This is a genomic window from Streptomyces sp. NPDC059524 (assembly GCF_042749255.1).
Lineage (GTDB): Bacteria > Actinomycetota > Actinomycetes > Streptomycetales > Streptomycetaceae > Streptomyces > Streptomyces xanthii.
The window spans coordinates 37,139-56,002 of sequence record NZ_JBHYTK010000033.1 but is presented as its reverse complement, the minus strand read 5'-3'; the positions used below and the strand labels follow the sequence as shown (position 1 = coordinate 56,002).

At 72.7% G+C, this 18,864-nt stretch carries 19 protein-coding genes and 1 tRNA gene; 11 read left to right on the top strand and 9 right to left on the bottom strand.

Going from position 1 to position 18,864, the window contains the following annotated elements; translation table 11 throughout:
- The first annotated feature begins 66 nt into the window (after positions 1-66).
- From ACFW9D_RS12650 to ACFW9D_RS12640, 3 genes are all read left to right on the top strand, one after another.
- Positions 67-642: a TerD family protein gene (locus tag ACFW9D_RS12650; protein WP_188339143.1), complete on the top strand. Its 576-nt coding sequence runs from the start codon at positions 67-69 to the stop codon at positions 640-642.
- A gap of 70 nt (positions 643-712) precedes the next feature.
- The gene (locus ACFW9D_RS12645; RefSeq protein WP_188339144.1) at positions 713-1,852 is read left to right on the top strand and encodes a DUF475 domain-containing protein; all 1,140 of its coding nucleotides are present in this window, start codon (positions 713-715) and stop codon (positions 1,850-1,852) included.
- Between the two features lie 106 nt (positions 1,853-1,958).
- Positions 1,959-2,708, top strand: a complete 750-nt coding sequence (locus tag ACFW9D_RS12640) for a Tellurium resistance (protein ID WP_188339145.1) — start codon at positions 1,959-1,961, stop codon at positions 2,706-2,708.
- A 19-nt stretch (positions 2,709-2,727) separates the two neighbouring features.
- Here ACFW9D_RS12640 and ACFW9D_RS12635 read toward each other — a convergent pair whose 3' ends face one another.
- Positions 2,728-3,603, bottom strand: coding sequence for a TerD family protein (locus tag ACFW9D_RS12635; RefSeq protein WP_384620989.1), 876 nt, complete (start codon positions 3,601-3,603; stop codon positions 2,728-2,730).
- 246 nt (positions 3,604-3,849) lie between these two features.
- Here ACFW9D_RS12635 and ACFW9D_RS12630 point away from each other — a divergent pair, with 246 nt between their 5' ends.
- From ACFW9D_RS12630 to ACFW9D_RS12615, 4 genes are all read left to right on the top strand, one after another.
- Positions 3,850-5,025, top strand: a complete 1,176-nt coding sequence (locus tag ACFW9D_RS12630) for an HpcH/HpaI aldolase/citrate lyase family protein (protein WP_384620987.1) — start codon at positions 3,850-3,852, stop codon at positions 5,023-5,025.
- Positions 5,022-7,505 carry a phosphoribosyltransferase gene (locus tag ACFW9D_RS12625; RefSeq protein WP_384620985.1) on the top strand — a complete coding sequence of 828 codons (2,484 nt, stop codon included), beginning with the start codon at positions 5,022-5,024 and terminating at the stop codon, positions 7,503-7,505. Before ACFW9D_RS12630 ends, ACFW9D_RS12625 begins: the two co-directional genes overlap by 4 nt.
- 101 nt (positions 7,506-7,606) lie before the next feature.
- A complete protein-coding gene (locus ACFW9D_RS12620; RefSeq protein WP_384621002.1) occupies positions 7,607-8,338 on the top strand; it encodes an HAD family hydrolase in 732 nt (243 codons plus the stop codon).
- An 884-nt stretch (positions 8,339-9,222) separates the two neighbouring features.
- Complete coding sequence (locus tag ACFW9D_RS12615; RefSeq protein ID WP_384620982.1) at positions 9,223-9,441, top strand: zinc ribbon domain-containing protein; 219 nt, start codon at positions 9,223-9,225, stop codon at positions 9,439-9,441.
- Positions 9,442-9,444: 3 nt separating this feature from the next.
- Here ACFW9D_RS12615 and ACFW9D_RS12610 read toward each other — a convergent pair whose 3' ends face one another.
- From ACFW9D_RS12610 to ACFW9D_RS12600, 3 genes are all read right to left on the bottom strand, one after another.
- Positions 9,445-9,957 (bottom strand): DUF4383 domain-containing protein, encoded by a 513-nt coding sequence (locus ACFW9D_RS12610; RefSeq protein ID WP_188339151.1) that lies wholly within the window; start codon positions 9,955-9,957, stop codon positions 9,445-9,447.
- 92 nt (positions 9,958-10,049) lie between these two features.
- On the bottom strand, positions 10,050-11,408 hold the full coding sequence (locus tag ACFW9D_RS12605) for a hypothetical protein (protein ID WP_384620979.1): 1,359 nt from the start codon (positions 11,406-11,408) through the stop codon (positions 10,050-10,052).
- A gap of 116 nt (positions 11,409-11,524) precedes the next feature.
- Entirely contained in the window at positions 11,525-12,307 is a 783-nt protein-coding gene (locus ACFW9D_RS12600; protein ID WP_384620976.1) for a DUF4097 family beta strand repeat-containing protein, read from the bottom strand.
- 214 nt (positions 12,308-12,521) lie between these two features.
- Here ACFW9D_RS12600 and ACFW9D_RS12595 point away from each other — a divergent pair.
- Positions 12,522-12,593, top strand: a tRNA-Val gene (locus ACFW9D_RS12595).
- A 97-nt stretch (positions 12,594-12,690) separates the two neighbouring features.
- Here ACFW9D_RS12595 and ACFW9D_RS12590 read toward each other — a convergent pair.
- Positions 12,691-13,056 carry a hypothetical protein gene (locus tag ACFW9D_RS12590; protein ID WP_188339154.1) on the bottom strand — a complete coding sequence of 122 codons (366 nt, stop codon included), beginning with the start codon at positions 13,054-13,056 and terminating at the stop codon, positions 12,691-12,693.
- A 106-nt stretch (positions 13,057-13,162) separates the two neighbouring features.
- On the opposite strand from ACFW9D_RS12590, the gene ACFW9D_RS12585 reads away from it, so the two are divergent.
- On the top strand, positions 13,163-13,408 hold the full coding sequence (locus ACFW9D_RS12585; RefSeq protein WP_188339155.1) for a DUF2277 domain-containing protein: 246 nt from the start codon (positions 13,163-13,165) through the stop codon (positions 13,406-13,408).
- On the opposite strand, the gene ACFW9D_RS12580 is transcribed toward ACFW9D_RS12585, so the two are convergent.
- A complete protein-coding gene (locus ACFW9D_RS12580) occupies positions 13,396-14,025 on the bottom strand; it encodes a DedA family protein (RefSeq protein WP_384620973.1) in 630 nt (209 codons plus the stop codon). The genes ACFW9D_RS12585 and ACFW9D_RS12580 overlap by 13 nt on opposite strands.
- 256 nt (positions 14,026-14,281) lie before the next feature.
- Here ACFW9D_RS12580 and ACFW9D_RS12575 point away from each other — a divergent pair, with 256 nt between their 5' ends.
- On the top strand, positions 14,282-14,833 hold the full coding sequence (locus ACFW9D_RS12575; protein ID WP_384620999.1) for a superoxide dismutase family protein: 552 nt from the start codon (positions 14,282-14,284) through the stop codon (positions 14,831-14,833).
- A 45-nt stretch (positions 14,834-14,878) separates the two neighbouring features.
- Here ACFW9D_RS12575 and ACFW9D_RS12570 read toward each other — a convergent pair whose 3' ends face one another.
- The 3 genes from ACFW9D_RS12570 to ACFW9D_RS12560 form a co-directional block, all read right to left on the bottom strand.
- On the bottom strand, positions 14,879-15,331 hold the full coding sequence (locus ACFW9D_RS12570; protein ID WP_384620971.1) for a DoxX family protein: 453 nt from the start codon (positions 15,329-15,331) through the stop codon (positions 14,879-14,881).
- A gap of 110 nt (positions 15,332-15,441) precedes the next feature.
- On the bottom strand, positions 15,442-17,088 hold the full coding sequence (locus tag ACFW9D_RS12565; RefSeq protein ID WP_384620968.1) for an alkaline phosphatase D family protein: 1,647 nt from the start codon (positions 17,086-17,088) through the stop codon (positions 15,442-15,444).
- A 101-nt stretch (positions 17,089-17,189) separates the two neighbouring features.
- Positions 17,190-17,840, bottom strand: coding sequence for an HNH endonuclease family protein (locus ACFW9D_RS12560; RefSeq protein WP_384620965.1), 651 nt, complete (start codon positions 17,838-17,840; stop codon positions 17,190-17,192).
- Positions 17,841-18,194: 354 nt separating this feature from the next.
- On the opposite strand from ACFW9D_RS12560, the gene ACFW9D_RS12555 reads away from it, so the two are divergent.
- A complete protein-coding gene (locus ACFW9D_RS12555) occupies positions 18,195-18,863 on the top strand; it encodes an HAD-IA family hydrolase (RefSeq protein ID WP_188339160.1) in 669 nt (222 codons plus the stop codon).
- The last annotated feature ends 1 nt before the right edge of the window (position 18,864 follow it).

Genomic DNA, 18,864 nt, shown 5'->3' with positions numbered 1-18,864 from the left:
CTCCAGCAGTGCGGCGCCGGACGCGCTCGACCACAGCACCGTTCCACATCGGGGAGGACCACGATCATGGGCGTCACGCTCGCCAAGGGGGGCAATGTCTCCCTCTCCAAGGCCGCACCGAATCTGGCCCAGGTCCTGGTGGGCCTCGGCTGGGACGCGCGTTCCACCACGGGAGCCGACTTCGACCTGGACGCCAGCGCACTGCTGTGCAGCGGCGGTCGCGTCATGGGCGACGAGTGGTTCATCTTCTACAACCAGCTCACCAGCCCCGACGGCTCGGTCGAGCACACCGGCGACAATCTGACCGGTGAGGGCGATGGCGACGACGAGTCGATCATCATCGACCTTTCCCGCGTTCCGGCCGGCTGCGACAAGATCGTTTTTCCGGTGTCCATTCACGACGCGGACAACAGGGGCCAGACCTTCGGCCAGGTCAGCAATGCGTTCATCCGCGTGGTGAATCAGGCGGACGGTCAGGAACTGGCGCGCTACGACCTTTCCGAGGACGCCTCCACGGAGACGGCGATGATCTTCGGCGAGGTGTACCGGTACGGCGGCGAGTGGAAGTTCCGTGCGGTCGGTCAGGGGTACGCGTCCGGGCTGCGGGGCATCGCTCTAGACTTCGGAGTCAATGTTTCGTAAAGCCGTGCGCGGAGCGGGGGAGCCCCGTACAACCAGCACGGGGAAACCCGTACACACGATGGGGTAGCCAGTGGTTCTGAAAACCTTCGGCTGGTCGTTCGCGATCACCGTGCTCGGTTTGATCGCGGCGGTGTTCTACGACGGATGGACAGCCTTCGGGGTCGTCGCGATTCTCGCGGTCCTGGAGATCTCTCTGTCCTTCGACAACGCGGTCGTCAACGCCGGGATCCTGAAGAAGATGAATGCCTTCTGGCAGAAGATCTTCCTCACGATCGGCGTGCTCATCGCCGTCTTCGGCATGCGCCTCGTCTTCCCCGTCGTCATCGTCGCGATCAGCGCCAAGATGGGCCCGATCGAGGCCGTCGACCTGGCCTTCAACCAGCCCGACCGCTATCAGCAGCTGGTCACGGACGCGCACCCGTCCATCGCCGCCTTCGGTGGCATGTTCCTGCTGATGATCTTCCTCGACTTCATCTTCGAGGAGCGGGACATCCAGTGGCTGCGCTGGATCGAGCGGCCGCTGGCCAAGCTCGGCAAGGTCGACATGCTCTCGGTCTGCATCGCGCTGATCGTCCTGCTCGTCGCCTCCCTGACCGTCGCGCTCAACGCGCACCAGCACGGCGGCGCCCACGTCGACAAGCAGGCCACCGTCCTCCTCGCGGGCGTCGGCGGCCTCATCACGTACCTGATCGTCGGCGGCCTCTCCAGCTTCTTCGAGAACCGCCTGGAGGAGGAGGAAGAGCGCGAGCACGAGGAGGAGGAGCGCGCCGCACGCGAGGGCAAGCCCAAGTCCGCGGTGCTGCTGGCCGGCCAGGCCGCGTTCTTCATGTTCCTCTACCTCGAGGTCCTTGACGCGTCCTTCTCCTTCGACGGCGTCATCGGTGCCTTCGCGATCACCAACGACATCGTCCTCATGGCGCTCGGCCTCGGCATCGGCGCCATGTACGTCCGGTCGCTCACGGTCTACCTGGTCCGCCAAGGCACCCTGGACGACTACGTGTACCTGGAGCACGGTGCGCACTACGCGATCGGCGCCCTCGCCGTGATCCTCCTGGTCACCATCCAGTACGAGATCCACGAGATCATCACCGGTCTCGTCGGTGTCGTCCTGATCGCCTGGTCCTTCTTCTCGTCGGTGCGGCGCAACAAGCGCCTCGCGGCCGAGGAGGGCGGCAGCACGGACAAAGCCGAGGTGACGTCCGGGGTTTGACCCGGGGGTCATTTCTGGAACGCTCTGGACGGGGCGGCCGTACGAGGACGAGTCCTCCGCGGCCGCCCCGTCGGCATGTGGAGGACCACTGAATCTGGGGGCGGAGATGTCCTTCTGGGACCGGTTGTGGAGCGGGCGCTCGGCGCAGTTCGACTTCGACTCGGGCAGCGCCGCGACCAACGCGATCGAGCTGACCAAGCGGCACCCCGCGGTCTCCCTGTCCAAGCAGGGCGCCGCGACCGGCAACCTGCGCGTGAACCTGTCCTGGCGGATGCGCACCACGGACCTCGGCGGGCCGGAGCGCAGCAGCCTGCTGCGCCATCCGTCCCGCATGTTCAAGCCGGACGTCGTCCAGGCGCACACCCAGTCGATGGTCAACGTCGACCTGGACCTCGGCTGCCTGTACGAGCTGAAGGACGGCGACAAGGGCGTCGTCCAGCCGCTGGGCAGCTTCTTCGGGGACCTGAACGCGCCGCCGTACGTGAAGCTCAGCGGGGACGACCGGTTCGGCTCGGCGTCGGGCGAGACGATCTACGTCAATCTCGACCACCGCGACGCCATCAAACGCCTGCTGGTGTTCGTCTACATCTACGACCAGACGCCGGCGTTCGACCGTACCCACGCCATCGTCACGCTGTACCCGAGCAACGGGCCGCGCATCGAGATCAGCCTCGACGAGCGCGCCCCGCAGGCCCGCTCCTGCGCCGTCGTCTCCATCGAGAACGTCAAGGGCGACCTCGTCGTACGGCGCGAGGTGAAGTTCGTGTACGGATTCCAGTCCGAGCTGGACCGGCTGTACGGCTGGGGCCTGCAGTGGGGCCGGGGCTACAAGCCCAAGGTGGGCGAGCGCCCCTGAGCGAGGCGCCCGCCCCGGGTCACCGCCCGATGAACTGGGGGCCCTGCGGCGGCATGCGGAACGCCGGGTCCGCAGCCCCGGCCGCGGCCGCCACCGGCTGCGGATAGCCGTAGGCGGGCTGCGAGGGCGGCGCCGGCTGCGTCGCCGGGGCCGGCGGATACCCGTAGCCCGGAGACTGCTGCGGAGGCACCGGGAAGGCAGGGGAGGGCGGCGGCTGGTGCGAGACCTGCGCCGTCGTCACGGACTCGGAGGACACCGGGGCCGGCGGGGCCACCGGGGCCGTGACCGGGGTGGCCGAGGCCGGCGGGGCCGGCGGGGCGGGCTCCGGCTCCGGCTCGGGAACCGCGGCCTCGTCGACCAGGATGCCGAAGTCCGTGGCGAGCCCGACCAGACCGCTGGAGTAGCCCTCACCCACCGCGCGCAGCCGCCAGCCGCCGTCCCGCCGGTACAGCTCGGCGCAGATCAGCGCGGTCTCGGCGCCCGTCTCCGGCTTGATGTCGAAGTACGCGAGCGGCTCGGCACCCTCGCCCGCCGCCGCGTCGTAGACGCTCATCCGCAGGCCCGGCACCTGGTCGAAGCTGACGCCGTCGTCCGGGGAGGCCGTCAGCAGGACCCGGGAGATCTCCGGGGGTATCCCCGCCAGGTCCGCCTGGATCGTGTCCGTCATCCCGTCGGGGACCCGCTTCTGACCGAGCCGCCAGACCTTCCCCGAAGGGTGGCGCGGCTGGTTGTAGAAGACGAAGTCGTCGTCGGAGCGGACCCGGCCGTTCTGGCCGAGCAGCAGCGCCGACGCGTCCACCGGCGGCACGTCCTGCCCCGGGGACCACCGGAGCACGGCGCGCACCGCCGTGGCGTCGAGCGGGATGTTCGCCCCCTTGAGCATCGCGTGCGTCATGCGGTCATCCTGCCCTCCCGGCCCCGGCCCGGACAATGCGGGGCCCCGTCATCGCCTGCGCACGACCCTGCACACACCGTCCGGAAGGACGTGTACGACATGCGTGGGTTACCTGAATTTCATGGCACACGGGAACCCTTGACACACGTTTGTACGTACTATTACCGGCCACCTCTTGTCAGCTCGGCACAGTCCGTGCAGCACCTGTCTGCCACCACACCAACGGGAAATCATCGGGGGACTCACATGCGTCATTTCGGGCACATAGCCCCTGAGGTGCGGGAACGGCTGTTCCACGAGGAGCCGCGCGCCTTCTCGGCCGACTCCTCGCCCCGGCTCCTCGCGGCCGCGCTCGGCGCCACGCTCTACAGCCCGGCCACCCGCCCCCGCCTCGCCGACGACGTGCTCAAGCAGGCCGGCCGCGGCGTCGTGTCCATGGTGCTGTGCCTGGAGGACTCGATCGACGACGCCGAGGTCGCCGGCGCCGAGGACAACCTGGTCCGCCAGTTCGCCGACCTGCACACACGCGTCACGGACGGCGCCGCCGAACCCCCACTGCTCTTCATCAGGGTCCGCACCCCCGAGCAGATCACCGGCCTCACCGACCGGCTCGGCGCCTCCGTCGCGCTGCTGTCCGGATTCGTACTGCCGAAGTTCACCGAGGAGCGCGGCGTCCCCTTCCTGGAAGCGCTCACCGCCGCCGAGGCGGCCACCGGCCGGCGGCTCTTCGCCATGCCTGTCCTGGAGTCCCCCGAGCTGCTGCACCTGGAGACCCGCACCGAGACGCTCGCCGGCATCTCTCGCACCGTCGACAAGTACCGCGACCGCGTCCTCGCCCTGCGCCTCGGCGTCACCGACTTCTGCTCCGCGTACGGGCTGCGCCGGCCGCCGGACATGACCGCGTACGACGTCCAGATCGTGGCCTCCGTCATCGGCGACGTCGTCAACCGGCTCGGCCGCTCCGACGGCACCGGCTTCACCGTGACCGGACCCGTCTGGGAGTACTTCCGCCACCAGGAGCGCATGTTCAAGCCGCAGCTGCGCCGCAGCCCCTTCCTGGAGGTCCGGGCCGACGAGCTGCGCCAGGCCCTCATCCAGCACGACATGGACGGCCTGCTGCGTGAGATCGAGCTCGACCGGGCCAACGGGCTGCAGGGCAAGACCTGCATCCACCCCTCGCACGTCCTGCCCGTGCACGCGCTGTCCGTGGTCAGCCACGAGGAGTACAGCGACGCCCGGGACATCCTGCGCCCCGAGCGCGACGGCGGCGGCGTCATGCGCTCCGCGTACACGAACAAGATGAACGAGGTGAAGCCGCACCGCGCCTGGGCCGAGCGCACGCTCCAGCGCGCCGAGGCCTTCGGCGTGGCCCGCGAGGACGTCGGCTTCGTGGAACTCCTGGCGGCGGGCCTGCCCGCATGAGCCGTACGACGAACGTGGAAGGAAACGGGAACGACGTGGTGTGGACGGGTACCTGGGTCGCCGAGCGGCTCGGCGTCGAGCTGAACGGCGTGGAGCGGGACGGTGAGCGGCGACTGACGGAGCTGCTCGGCCTCGCGCTGCGCCGCAACCCCAAGCGGGCCCATCTGCTCGTGTCGAACGTGCTGGGCAAGCACGTCCCGCAGCGCCCCTCCGTGGTCCGGGCCGCGGGCCACGACCTGGGCGTACGCGTCCGCGCGCTGCTCGGCGACGCGCAGGCCGCCCGCGCCGTCGTGCTCGGCTACGCGGAGACCGCGACCGGCCTCGGCCACGCCGTCGCCGACGGCATCGAACTGGCCCCCTACCTGCACTCCACGCGCCGCCCCGTCGAGGGCGTCGCCCGCGCCGGCGGCTTCGAGGAGTCCCACTCCCACGCCACCTCGCACCTGCTGCTCCCCGAGGACCCCGCCCTCCTCGCCGGCGACGGACCGCTCGTCCTCGTCGACGACGAGTTCTCCACGGGCAACACGGTCCTCAACACGATCCGCGCCCTGCACGAACTGCACGCCCGCGACCACTACGTCATCGTCGCGCTCGTCGACATGCGCTCGCCCGGCGACCAGGGCCGCCTCGACGCGTTTGCCGCCGAGATCGGCGCCCGCGTCGACCTCGTCGCCGCCGCCCGCGGCACGGTCGCCCTGCCCGACGGCGTGCTGGAGAAGGGCCAGGCGCTCGTCGAGGAGCACGAGGGCGCCGGCGCGCCCCCGCCCGGGAGCGAGCGCGGCGAGATCGTCCGCGTCACCGGGCTCGGCTGGCCGGCCGGCGTGCCCGACGGCGGCCGGCACGGCTTCACGCCCGCGCACCGCGCCGCCCTGGAGGCCGCGCTGCCCGCCATGGCCGCGCGCATCGCCCCCCACATCGAGGGCCGCACCCTCGTCCTCGGCAACGAGGAGCTGATGTACGCCCCGCTGCGCCTGGCCACCGCCCTGGAGGACACCGGCGCCGACCTCGCGTACTCCACCACCACCCGCTCGCCCGTCCTCGCCGTCGACGACCCCGGCTACGCGATCCGCACCCGCCTCGTCTTCCCCGCGCACGACGACCCGGCCGACGGCCCCGGCGACCGCTTCGCGTACAACGTGGCGGGCGGCGGCTTCGACACCGTCGTCGTCTGCCTCGACTCGGCCGGCGACACCCCCGGGCTGAGCGCGCCCGGCGGCCTCCTCGACCGCGTCGCCGAGCACACCGCCCGCGTCGTGGTCGTCGTCATCCCCTCCTACGTGCCCGCGTCCGCGACCGCGCCCGAAAGGCCCCCCATGCCCCTGCCCGAGCCGCTGCGCGGCCCCGCCTTCTCCTCGTACGCCCCGGACGAGGTCGGCTGGCTGCTCCAGGACCTCTCGGACGTGACCCTGGAGGCGCCCACCGAGGAGCGCGAGGAGGCCATCCAGAGCGGCGGCGCGCACTACGCGGAGTCGCTGCCCGTCGAGTACCAGCCCAGCGAGCAGTACCAGGAGCTTTTCCACGCCGCGCTCGACACCTCCGCCGGGCGCATCGCCCGGGCCGTCGGCGTCGTCACCGAGACCGTGCTCGCCGAGCGCCCCGGCCGGCGCCCCGTCCTCGTCTCGCTGGCCCGCGCCGGCACGCCCGTGGGCGTGCTCATGCGCCGCTGGGCCGCGCACCGGCACGACCTCGACCTGCCGCACTACGCCGTCTCCATCGTCCGCGGCCGCGGCATCGACGCCAACGCGCTGCGCTGGCTCGCCGCCCACCACGACCCGCGTGACGTCGTCTTCGTCGACGGCTGGACCGGCAAGGGCGCCATCACCCGCGAACTCGCCGCGGCGATACGGGAGTTCGAGGCGTCCGGGGGCGCGGCCGGCTTCGACCCGGAGATCGCGGTGCTCGCCGACCCCGGATCCTGCGTGCGCACCTACGGCACCCGCGAGGACTTCCTCATCCCCTCCGCCTGCCTCAACTCGACCGTGTCCGGGCTGATATCGCGCACCGTGCTGCGCGCCGACCTGGTGGGGCCCGAGGACTTCCACGGGGCGAAGTTCTACCGGGAGCTGGCCGGCGCGGACGTCTCCGGCGCGTTCCTCGACGCGGTCGCCGCATGCTTCGACGACGTCACGGACGCGGTGGACCTCGCCGTCAAGGAACTCCTGGAGGCCGACCGCACACCCACCTGGGAGGGCTGGGCCGCCGTCGAGCGGATCAGCGAGGAGTACGGCATCCACGACGTGAACCTGGTCAAGCCCGGTGTCGGTGAGACGACCCGGGTGCTGCTGCGCCGCGTGCCGTGGAAGATCCTGGCCCGCGCGGACGCCGGAGCGGACCTCGACCACGTGCGCCTGCTCGCCGAGCAGCGCGGCGTCCCGGTCGAGACCGTGGACGAACTGCCGTACAGCTGCGTCGGATTGATCCACCCGCGGTTCACGCGCGGGGCGACGGGTGCGGACGGCAAGGCGGTGGCGTCGAAGTGAGCGCGGGGAGTGCTGCCGTGGGTGCGAGCGCGGGTGTCTCGGTCGTCGCGAGCGACCTCGACCGTACGTTGATCTATTCGGCCGGGGCCCTCGGGCTCACGATGCCCGACGCGCAGGCCCCGCGCCTGCTCTGCGTCGAGGTCTACGAGAGCAAGCCGCTGTCCTACGTCACGCAGGACGCGGCCGGACTGCTGGCCGAGCTGGGCCGGCGGTCCGTGTTCGTGCCGACGACCACGCGGACGCGGGAGCAGTACGGGCGGATCCGGCTGCCCGGGCCCGTGCCGAAGTACGCGATCACCGCGAACGGCGGGCACCTGCTGGTCGACGGCGTCTCCGACCCCGACTGGCGGGCGGCCGTGGGGGAGCGGCTGGAGCACGAGTGCGCGCCGCTCGCCGAGGTGCGGGAGCGGATGGTGGCGGCCACCGATCCGCAGTGGCTGCTCAAGGAGCGGGTCGCCGAGGACCTGTTCGCGTACCTGGTCGTGGACCGGGCGCGGCTGCCCGAGGGCTGGGTCAAGGAGCTCGGGGCGTGGGCGGAGGAGCTCGGCTGGTCCGTCTCCCTGCAGGGCCGCAAGGTCTACGCCGTGCCGAAGCCGCTCACCAAGGGCGCGGCCGTACGGGAGGTCGCCCGGCGGGTCGGCGCCGGGCGGGTGCTCGGGGCGGGGGACTCGTTGCTGGACGCGGATCTTCTCGGCGTGGTGGACCTGGGCTGGCGCCCCGACCACGGCGAACTCGCGGACCTGGGCTGGACGGCCCCCCACGTGACCCCCCTCCCCGACCGAGGAGTCCTGGCCGGCGAATCAATCCTCCGAGCCTTCCTGAACGAACTCTGACCCACCCGGCGCCGGAGCCGATCCCGGCCCAGCCGACCGGCGCCGGGGCCGGCCCACGCCCCGTCGCCGGGGACCGAATCGGACCCCAGGCGCGGGCGGGGTTGCGCGCCCGTGCCTGTGCCCGCGCCCATGCCCGCGCGCCGTACCCGTACCTGTGCCTGTATCCGCGCCCTGGCCCAGCCCCGCTCCCACCCGCCCGCCCCCTCCGGGGGCGTCGGCCCGGCACTGGACGGATCAGCGGCTCCGCCGAGGGCGAGATCAAGGCGAGGGCAGATGCGCCCCGTCAGGGGCGCGGGGAACTGCGCGATCAGCCACGACGGCGCGGCAGTCGCCGACGGTGTTCGGCCCCAACGGCGTTGGAGCGGAGGCTGACCGATCGCATACCCGGCGCCGGGGTGCCGCCTTATCCACCCTCCCCAAGCTCCCGGCTGCGCTCGAGCAGGGGGGTACCCCCATCGCCCCAGGCGGCAGGCTGCCCAAGGCAGGGTCGACCGCATGCGCGGCCGGGGCCGGAGTGCCGGGGCAAGGCGGGCCCGACCGGAACGTGTGGTTGGCGCTGGGGTGTTGCCCGAGGCTGGGTGCCGGGCCGACGCGCCCCCGGAGGGGGCGGGCGGGTGGGAGAAGGGCTGGGGCGAATGGCGGGACGGGTAGGGCCAGAGGCTGTCAGCGCCGGGTGGATGGGTTCCGTGAGGGGCGCGGGGAACTGCGCGATCAGCCACGACGGCGCGGTAGTCGGCGACGATCGTCCGCCCCGGAAGACGGCGCGGTAGTCGAGGCCGACCAACCCCGGTGGGGCGGGCGAGGCTCGTTGGCCAGGGTGCGCTCGGGGCGCCGGACAATGCGACGGCGCTCAGAGGGGGCCCACAACGCCGTAGGCTGTCCGCATGCCTCGTTATGAATACCGGTGCCGCGAGTGCGGGGAGCTGTTCGAGCTGGCTCGGCCGATGGCTGAGTCGTCGGCTCCGGCGAGCTGCCCCGCGGGCCACTCGGACACGGTCAAGCTCCTGTCGACCGTCGCGATGACCGGCGGCGCCGGACGCGCCCCCAGCGCCGCAGGCGCAGGCGGAGGCGGCGGTTGCTGCGGAGGCGGTTGCTGCGGCTAGGCCCTAGAGCTCGTCGGGGCGGTGGCGGGCCTGCCAGTACGGGTTGTCGTGCGGCAGCCCCCCGCTGACCCGCCCGTACATGCCGAAGAACATCAGCAGCAGCCCGACGACAAAGCTGAACAGCACGTTCTGCATCTTGAACGCCAGGAAGTTCGCACCGGTGTCGAGCAGGGCCAGGTTCACGAAGCCGCTGAGGATGAACAGGACGCCCAGCGTCATGTTCAGGGTCGACGCGAAGTTGCCGCCGACGACCATGCCGGCGAACAGCAGCAGGCCGACGCAGATGGACAGCACGCTGAGCGCGCCGTTCGTGTTGAGGCCCGCGACGGTGTCACCGCCCGTGTCGAAGAAGCCGATCCTGTCGATGAGGCCGAGGATGCCGAAGGCCAGCAGGACGAGACCCATGAGACCCGCCCCGGCGCGGTAGACCTGGCTGAGCCGGTGATCGACGGGCAGGTGCTCGTCCAGCCTGACGCGCCGCCGGGATCGTGGGTGGAGTACTTGCGTGGCCGCCATGATCGCCTCGCCTCCTCGCGCGTACGTACTCCAAGGATCCGCCCGCCGCACGGCGAGTGCCAACATCGCCGGAGGCCGAGAGGACGCGCAGGTCAGGCGGCCCCGCCGCGGTCCTCGCGGATCTGGGCGACGACCCGGGCGACGGTCTGCCGCACCGCCTCCGTCTCGGTCAGGAAGTGCCAGTAGTCGGGGTGGCGGCCCTCCAGGCCGGCGACGGCGCGGTCGAGCCGGCCCACCGAGTCGTCCAGCGGGCGGGCGTGCCGCGGATCGGGCGTGGCGCGGCCGGCCATCGCGAGGCGCTGCGCGTCCCGGATCGCGAACCGCGTACGGTCGATCTCCTGCTGCGGGTCCTTCGCCACCGCGTTCAGCCGCCGCAGCCGGTCGGAGGCCGCGGAGACCGACTCGTCCGTCGTGTTGAGCAGGGCGCGGACGGTGGAGAGGCGGGACGTCGCGTCCGGCCAGCGCTGCTCGTCGCGGGCCGTGCGGGCCTCGGCGAGCTTGGTCTCGGCCTGCTTCACGTTCTCCGCGGCGAGCTCCGGGACGCGCTGGAGGTCCTGCCAGCACGCGGCGGCGAACCGGCGCCGCAGCTCGCTCAGGACCGGCTCGACCTGCCCGGCCCGGGTGGTCAGGGCCTGGGCGCGGGTGCGCAGCGAGACGAGTCTGCGGTCGATCTCGGCGGCCTTCTCGGGCAGCCGCTGCGCCTCCGCGCGCACCGCCTCGGCGTCCCGGGCGACCCGCTCGGCCCGCTCCAGGGTCTCGGGCACGCCGTGCTGCCCGGCCCCCTGGTTGAGCCTGGTCAGCTCGGGGCCGAGGGCGGCGAGCCGGGCCGCGAGGTCGTCGGCCTTGAGCCCGGCCTGGCGGACCGCGTCCAGCGCGTTCGTCGCCGCGAGCAGGGCCTGGCGGGCGCGCTCCACGGCGGGGGCGAGCCGGGCCAGTTGGGTCTCGGCCTTGCCGAGCAGCGGGCCGAGCCCCTGCGCGAACCGGTCGAGGTCCTGCTTGACCCGGACCAAGTCGTCCTTCGCCCGCGCCAGTTCGCCCCGGGCACGCGCGGCGACGGAGGCCTCCAGGTCGTCCCGGTCGAGGTCGTGGGCGTCGACCGCGGTGATGTACCGCCCGCTGGCCTCGTCGATGCGGGCGCCGAGCTGCTGGAAGTCGGTGACGGCGCGGCGGGCGGCGGGGGAGTCGTCGACGGCCGTGATGGTCTCGATGGAGATCCGCAGGTCGCGCTGGGCGGTGTCCAGCTCGTAGAACGCCGCGGCGGCCGCGTCCTTGGCGGCCTGCGCCTCGGCCCGCTGGCTCTCCGAGCGGCCGCCGAACCAGCGGCGCGTACCGCCCGCGTGGAACGAGGCGGTGACCGCGGCGGCCAGCAGCGGCACCGGCAGCAGCGTCAGAGTGAGGAGGTCCCGCCAGGGGGACGCGGGGACGCGGCGCTGAACGACACGGCCACGCACCCCTCGGGGACGCTTCGTCGTCGCCGTCGTCACCAACCTCTGACCTCTCCTGTGCCCGTCGCCAGCCTTGACCGGTGTTCATTCTCCCACCGGTTAATGACGAACACACGGCCCCGTTAGTTCGCGGTTCGGAGGGTGACTTTTCCGTCCTGGGTGCGGACCGTGACCCGGTGCGCGCTGTCGGCGTCGCGCCGCACGGACACCCGGACCGAGCCGTCGTCCGTGTGCGAGCTCACCCGGTACGCGGCCGATCCGGGCAGCGCGACATCGAGCGAGCCGTCGTCGCTGACGGCGTCGACCCGGTCGGGCACGGTGCGCAGGTCCAGGTCCGCCGAGCCGTCCTGGGTGCGCACGGACACCTGGCGGGCGTCGATCCCGGTGGCCTTCACGGAGCCGTCGTCGCTGCGCACCCGCAGCGGCCCGGAGCTGTTGCCGATCCGGACCGAGCCGTCCTGCGAGGTGATGTCGAGGCCGTGCCGGAAGCCGGTGGCGCGCACGCTGCCGTCGTCGGTCCGTACGACGACCTCGACGCCCCGCGGCACCTCGACGCGGTGCCGGGACGAGCAGTCGGCGATGAAGCCGGAGCAGTCGAGGCGCAGCGTCAGCCGGTCCTCGTCGCCGTCCCAGCGCCAGGTGGTCCGCGGGTCGGAGCCGATCACGGTGGAGCCCTGGAACCACCGGGTGACCTTCACCTCGTCGCCGTCCGCGGGGACGAGTTCGAGCGCGGAGTCGTCGGAGTCGACGGTGAGGGTGCGGCCCTGGAGGGCGAAGGAGCGGTGCTCGGGCCGGGTGTCGTCGCCGGCGTCGGCACCGCAGGCCGTCAGGCCCGCCGCGAGGGCGGCGGTGGCGGCGGTGACGGCGAGCACGCGGGCGGTGCGGTGCGGACGGCGGACGGTCATGGCGAACTCCCCCTGGGGCGACGGCTGGTGCGGGCCGCCTCGGCGTCCGGCCCGTCATGAACGTACGGGGGGAGCGGTCCGGGCGGGATCCGGACGGCCACCGGATCCACGGTGGGGTAAACCCCCGCAGCGGCCCGGCCCGATACGGGTTTGCGGGGCACGGGCGTCGGCAGGGTAGGCTGTCGGCTCGTCCTGGTCACAGCGCCAGGCTGCCGGGTGCGTAGCTCAGGGGTAGAGCGCCTGCCTTACAAGCAGGATGTCGGCGGTTCGAAACCGTCCGCGCCCACCGTGTCCGTCCCGTACGAAGCCCTCTCACCACGACCGGTGAGGGGGCTTTCGTCATTCCCGGGCGGGAGCGAGGGCGAGGGCGGGGGCGGGGCGCGTCAGCCGGGCTCGTCCGTGCCGGGGCGCTCGTGGAGGTGCTTGAGGGCGGCGCGGGCGCGGACCGCCTCGGTGCCGCTGAGGCCGGACCAGTAGCGGTGGCACGTCACGAAGACGGCCAGCTCCAGCTCGCGCTGCCGGAGCTTCTCGACCTCGGCCTGCTCGTCGCCGGTCCAGCCCGGAGAGGCCGGGCGCTCCAGCTTGCGCCAGCCCTGGGTGTCGCTCACGGCGTCGAGGGGCTCCACGGACCAGGGGAGCCGCTTGAGGAGGGCCTGGAGATCGGCCCGGACCTGGTGCAGCTCCTCCTGACCGGCGAGGAGGTCGCTCGGGTAGTCGAAGTCGGGGGCGGAGTCATCGTTCGCTGCCACCCGCCAATGGTACGTCTGTTCGATTTAGTGAGGCGAGTGACTCGGCCCGGTTCACGCGAACGTGTGTACGTCTGACAGGGGTGGCTCGGCGCGTCAGACTGAAGACATGTGCCGCAGCATCAAGACGCTCCGCCCGCCCGCCCAGCCCGAAGAGGCCACCGAGGACGAGATCAGGGCCGCAGCCCTCCAGTACGTGCGCAAGGTGTCCGGCTTCCGGGCCCCGGCCGCGCACAACCGCGAGGTGTTCGACCGGGCCGTGGACGAGATCGCCCGCGCCACCGCCGCCCTGCTCGACGGCCTGGAGGTACGCGGATCGCACCCGAGACCCGCCGAGGCGGCTCAGGCCTCCTGAGCCACCGGGGCCGGGCGGCGCATCACGTACGCGGCGACGAACCCCGCGCCCACCAGGGCGAGCAGCGAGACCAGCGTGGACATCCAGCCCGCGCCGAGCCAGTGCGCCCCGAAGTAGCCGAGCGCGACGCTGTACGCGGCCCAGGCGAAACCCGCCAGGGCCGACCAGGGCAGGAACTCGCGGACCCGGCGGTGCGCCGTGCCGGCCGCGAAGGAGACCACCGAGCGGCCCGCGGGCGCGAACCGGGCGATGATCACGAGCAGTCCGCCGCTGGAGCGGCCGAGCGCCCCGCCGAGACGTTCCTGCGCGGTGGACAGTCGCCGGGAGCGGGCGATGGCCCGGTCGAGGCGGTCGCCGCCGCGCCAGGCCAGCCGGTAGGCGACGAGGTCGCCGAGGACGGAGGCGGTCGCCGCGCTCAGCGTGAGCGCCAGCAGGTCGGGCACCCCGTGCGGGACCTCCCCGGTGGCCGCGCCGGTGCCGGCCGCCGCGGCGGTCGCCGCGGTGATCACGAGGACACCGCTCGGCAGCACGGGCAGGAAGACGTCGCAGAGGACCGAGACGGCGACGATCGCGTAGATCCAGGGACTGCCGGTCAGCGACCCCACACTCTCCAACACCGCGTGTCCACTCCCCGTACGTCGACCCGTACGACCGTTCTTGTGATGTTCCTCCGACCGTTCCTCCGGGCTGGGAGCGGCTGATGACAGCTGTACAGCGTACGCCTCAAGAGTTGCTGAAGTGACGCAAGGGGTACAGATGTTCCCCACGTCACGTTCACTCGATCGCCGTGTCGGACCGGGCGCCAAAGGCCGGTGTCCCGTACCAACGGACCAGGGGGCGCGGGGGGTGCAGGGGTACGAGGAGGAACCGGTGATGGTCACAGGAATGGTGAGCGGCGTCCTCGCGGCGGCCGTGCTCGCGACGGGCGGCGCCGGCGTCGCGGGCGGTGCGCCGGGCGGCGGCGGGTCGGACGCGTACTGGCTGCGGGTCGAGGGGCGCTTCGCGCCGCCCACGGCCTTCGTGCCGTCGGCCGCGGTCACCTACGACGACCGGCTCGTGCCGCCGGGCGCGTCGATCGAGGTCGAACAGGAGGGCGGTCGGGGCGACATGACCGTACGGCTCGCCGTCGAAGGGCTGGAGCCGGGCCACGACTACGGGGCGCACGTCCACCGGGAGCCGTGCGGGGCCGATCCCGAGGCGGCGGGCGGCCACTACCGGCACGAGGAGGACCCCGGGCGGGCGGACGCCGCGAACGAGGTCTGGCTGGACTTCACCACCGACCGGGCGGGCGACGGCCGGGCCGTCGTGCACAAGGCGTGGGGTCTGCGCCGGGGCGAGGCCGAATCGGTGGTGCTGCACGACGCGCCCGGCGGGGCGGGGCACCGCGTGGCCTGCTTCACGGTGCCGTTCGCGTCGCTGGGCTGAGGTCCGGACGCGTCGTGCGGGTGGTGCGTGTGGTGCGGGGCGCGGTCAGGCCGCGACCTTCTCGCGCTCGGGGCTCTGCTCCCCGGACGTGCGCGCACCGCGCGCCGCGAACAGCCGGTCCAGGCCGAGGGCGCCGGAGCCGGTGAAGACGAGGAGCAGCATCGCCCAGCAGAACAGGGCGGCGGCGTCGCCACCGTTGGCGATGGGCCACAGGGCCATCGACTGGTGGACGTCGAAGTAGGCGTAGGCCATCGCGCCGGAGGCCAGGAACGCGGCCGCGCGGGTGCCGAGGCCGACGAGGACGAGGGCGCCGCAGACGACCTCGATGACACCGGCGTACCAGCCCGGCCAGGCGCCGACGGCGGGAGCGGCTCCGCCCATCGGGCTCTCGGGGTAGCCGAAGAGGGATGCGGTGCCGTGGCAGGCGAAGAGCAGGCCGACGACTATGCGGAACAGGCCGAGGGCGTAGGGCTGGGCGCTGTTCAGACGTCCAGTCATGGTGGGGACTCCTCATGTTGGGGGAGCCCAGAGATTAGGGGAACCTTACTTGAACTTGCAAGTTCAACATTTAGCCAAATCCGACGTCTCCGGCACGGCTCCAGAAGGCCTCAGTTCAGGTTCCGTTTGGTGACGCGTGTCAGCCCGCGCCGCGGGTCCGCCTGATCGAGGGTCAGCTCGGCGTCCCGTGCCCGCAGGGTCAGCGTCATCAACTGGTTCCCGAACCAGGGGCCGCCCGTGCGCCGCCAGTCGATTCCGGATCCACTCGGGCGAAGGCGCCGGGCGAGCCGTTCGCCGAAGGCGCGCGCGGGCCGGCTCCAGCCCAGCCGGAAGCCCAGACGGATCGTGGCGGGGATCGAGTTGTGCACGGGGGAGCAGGTCAGCTGCACGACGCGGGAACTCGGCACGCCCGCGGGGAAGTCCTCGGGCCAGCGTGGCTCGGCGACGTAGGCGTGGTGCACGTCCCCGGACAGGACGCAGACCGTCGCCGGGGCGGCCGGCCCCGAACCCGCCTCGGCTATCAGCTCCGTCAGCGCGTCGAACGAGTCCGGGAACGCCGCCCAGTGCTCCAGGTCGGCCCGCCGCCGCAGGGACTCCCCGAACCGGGCCCGGCGCGGGCCGCGTTCACCCGCGCACTGCGCCGCGTTCCACCGCTCCACGTCGTGGATCAGATGCGGCAGCAGCCACGGCAGGGAGGTGCCGATGAGCAGGTGGTCGCAGTCCCGCGCGGTGTCGAGTGCCTGGTCACGCAGCCAGCGGGCCTCGTCCGGGTCGAGCATGGCCCGCTCCGGCTCGTCCAGGACGCGGGCGGCGCGGGTGTCGACCATCAGCAGCCGGGTGCGGCCGAAATCGCGCCGGTAGCTCCAGCGGACGTGCGCCGGATCGGCGTCGGCCCGCGCGGCGAACGCGCGCAGGGCGTTCGTCCCGTCCGGCGTCGCGCGCACCTCCTCGTACAAGGGGTCGGCGGCGAGCTCGGCGGGTGTCAGGTTCCCCAGGTGCTGGTACACCCAGTACGACATCAGGCCGCTCAGCAGCCGCTCGCGCCACCACGGGGTCGCGCGCATGTCGGCGAGCCAGGCCGCGCTCGTGTTCCAGTCGTCGATCAGGTCGTGGTCGTCGAAGATCGTGCAACTGGGCACGGTGGAGAGCAGCCAGCGGACCTCGGGGTCGCGCCAGGATTCGTAGTAGAGGTGCGTGTACTCCTCGTAGTCCGCGACCTGCGCTCCCGGCGGGTCGGAGAGTTCGCGGCGGCGGGCCAGCCAGGCGCGCGTCGCGGGGGACGTCTCGTCCGCGTAGACCTGGTCGCCGAGCAGGACGAGGACGTCGGGGCGGTCGGCGCCGGGGTCGGCGGCCAGGTGCGCCGCGAGGGTGTCCAGGGCGTCCGGGCCCGCCGGGTCGTGGCCTCCGGCGGGCGGCGCGGCCCAGCGGCAGGAGCCGAACGTGACACGGAACGGGGCGGGGCCGGGGGCGCCGTGGTCCGGGGTGCGGATGGTGCTCGCGGGGAAGGGGGAGTCCGGCTCGGGCCACACGCGGCGGCCGTCGACGCTCACCTCGTACGCCGTCTCGGTGCCCGGGGTGAGACCGGTGACCGGTATCAGGGCGTAGTGGTGCCCCTCGACCTGGAACGTGCGCGCGCTGCCCGCCGCGCCGTCCGCGCAGCGGACCTCGGCGAGGGCGGGCCGGGCCGTCTCCACCCAGACCGTCGCCGTGTCCTCGTCCACGTACCGCAGCAATGGGCCCAGGCGCAGTCCCGCCACGTGATCGCCTCCGCTCGTCCTCCGGCATTCCCCGCGCGCTTTGTAGCACTGGAACGCCGGAGGCGGGCCCTGCGGTTCCGGGGTTTCCGTCCCGGGAGGGGTCAGCAGCCGCTGAGGCCGGACTGGATCGCGCTCTTCTCCGCCGAGTCGACCGTGAGGTTGTAGTAGTGCTTCACCTGGACCCACATACGCAGGTACGTGCACGTGTACGCGGTGCGCGAGGGCATCCACTCGGCCGGGTCCTGGTCACCCTTGGACTGGTTGACGTTGTCGGTGACCGCGATGAGCTGGGGGCGGGTCAGGTCGTTGGCGAAGCCCTGGCGCTGCGCCGTCGTCCAGGAGCTGGCGCCGGACTTCCAGGCCTCGGACAGCGGGACGACGTGGTCGATGTCCAGGTCCGACGCGGCGGTCCAGGTGGCGCCGTCGTACTCGGAGTACCAACGCCCCGAGGTGGCCGCGCAGTTGGAGTCCGTGACGACGTTCGTGCCGTCGCGCTTGAGGACGACCTCGCGGGTGTTGCAGGTGCCGGACTGGGTGATCCAGTGGGGGAACTTGTCGCGGCTGTAGCCGTCGCTCGATCCCTCGGCCTTGACGGTCAGTTCGGAGAGGTAGGCGCGGGCGGTGGAGGCGCTGACGGGGGTGGGCGGGGAGGCGTCCGCCGGGGTGACGGTGAGGGCGGTCAGGGCGGCGGTGGCCGCCGCGGCGGTGATCAGGGCCGTGCGTCGACGCGCGTAGAAGGTGCGGCTGGGCATGTGAACTCCCTGGGTGTGGGGGGCCGTTCGGACGCTGGTCGTTCGGATGGTGGCCGAGTGGGGTTGCGGGTGGGCGTCCGTTGGGTGACAGGGTCGCGTCAAGTTGATGGTTCGACAAGGGGTCAATCAGGCCCGCCCTGCCGCCAGTTGGGATTCCGGCGCCGGGCGGGGCGCCGTCATGGCTGGTCGGGCGGGTCCCCGCACCCCTGGCGGCGCTCCATTCGGGGCGGATTTGGATATTGCGGGCCCGCTTTGTACCGTGGGGGAACAAAGTGGTTCCCGCCCGTCTCCCTGACCGGCGGGCGGGGCCCGCTTTGGACCCGCACCCCCGCCTCCGTTCCCTGGAGCCCCCCGATGACGGCCACGCCCACCGTTCTGTCCGCACGCGCCCTGCTGCTCGACATGGACGGCACCCTCGTCAACTCCGATGCCGTCGTCGAACGCTGCTGGCTGCGCTGGGCCGCCGGTCACGGGCTCGACCCCGACCAGGTCATGCGGGTCGTGCACGGCCGCCAGGGCTACGCCTCGATGGCGCTGCTGCTGCCCGACCGCCCCATGGCCGAGAACCACGCGGACAACGCCCGCATGCTCGCCGAGGAGACCGCCGACATGGACGGCGTCGTGCCCGTGCCGGGCGCGGCCGCGTTCCTCGACGCGCTGATCACCGGCGGCCTCCCGCACGCCCTGGTCACCTCGGCCGACGTCCCCCTGTCGACCGGGCGGATGGCCGCCGCGGGGCTGCCCTACCCGACGGTCCGGGTGACCGCCGAGAACGTGGGCGCCAGCAAGCCCGACCCCGAGGGCTTCCTCAAGGGCGCCGCCGAACTGGGCGTCGACCCCGCCGACTGCGTCGTCTTCGAGGACTCCGGCGCGGGCATCGCGGCGGGCCTCGCCGCCGGCATGCGGGTCGTCGGGATCGGGCCCCGGGCCGCCGAGTACGGCCCCACCGTCCAGGTCGACGACCTGACCTCCGTGCGCGTCGAGGCGGCGGCCGACGGGGAGATCCTGCTGCACGTGGGCTGAG

Coding starts and splice junctions, on each gene's coding strand:
- ACFW9D_RS12630 (WP_384620987.1), top strand. CDS start 3,850: ATGCGTCATTTCGGGCACATAGCCCCTGAGGTGCGGGAACGGCTGTTC.
- ACFW9D_RS12650 (WP_188339143.1), top strand. CDS start 67: ATGGGCGTCACGCTCGCCAAGGGGGGCAATGTCTCCCTCTCCAAGGCC.
- ACFW9D_RS12625 (WP_384620985.1), top strand. CDS start 5,022: ATGAGCCGTACGACGAACGTGGAAGGAAACGGGAACGACGTGGTGTGG.
- ACFW9D_RS12610 (WP_188339151.1), bottom strand. CDS start 9,957: ATGGCGGCCACGCAAGTACTCCACCCACGATCCCGGCGGCGCGTCAGG.
- ACFW9D_RS12555 (WP_188339160.1), top strand. CDS start 18,195: ATGACGGCCACGCCCACCGTTCTGTCCGCACGCGCCCTGCTGCTCGAC.
- ACFW9D_RS12575 (WP_384620999.1), top strand. CDS start 14,282: ATGGTCACAGGAATGGTGAGCGGCGTCCTCGCGGCGGCCGTGCTCGCG.
- ACFW9D_RS12570 (WP_384620971.1), bottom strand. CDS start 15,331: ATGACTGGACGTCTGAACAGCGCCCAGCCCTACGCCCTCGGCCTGTTC.
- ACFW9D_RS12585 (WP_188339155.1), top strand. CDS start 13,163: ATGTGCCGCAGCATCAAGACGCTCCGCCCGCCCGCCCAGCCCGAAGAG.
- ACFW9D_RS12640 (WP_188339145.1), top strand. CDS start 1,959: ATGTCCTTCTGGGACCGGTTGTGGAGCGGGCGCTCGGCGCAGTTCGAC.
- ACFW9D_RS12635 (WP_384620989.1), bottom strand. CDS start 3,603: ATGACGCACGCGATGCTCAAGGGGGCGAACATCCCGCTCGACGCCACG.
- ACFW9D_RS12615 (WP_384620982.1), top strand. CDS start 9,223: ATGCCTCGTTATGAATACCGGTGCCGCGAGTGCGGGGAGCTGTTCGAG.
- ACFW9D_RS12620 (WP_384621002.1), top strand. CDS start 7,607: ATGCCCGACGCGCAGGCCCCGCGCCTGCTCTGCGTCGAGGTCTACGAG.
- ACFW9D_RS12560 (WP_384620965.1), bottom strand. CDS start 17,840: ATGCCCAGCCGCACCTTCTACGCGCGTCGACGCACGGCCCTGATCACC.
- ACFW9D_RS12600 (WP_384620976.1), bottom strand. CDS start 12,307: ATGACCGTCCGCCGTCCGCACCGCACCGCCCGCGTGCTCGCCGTCACC.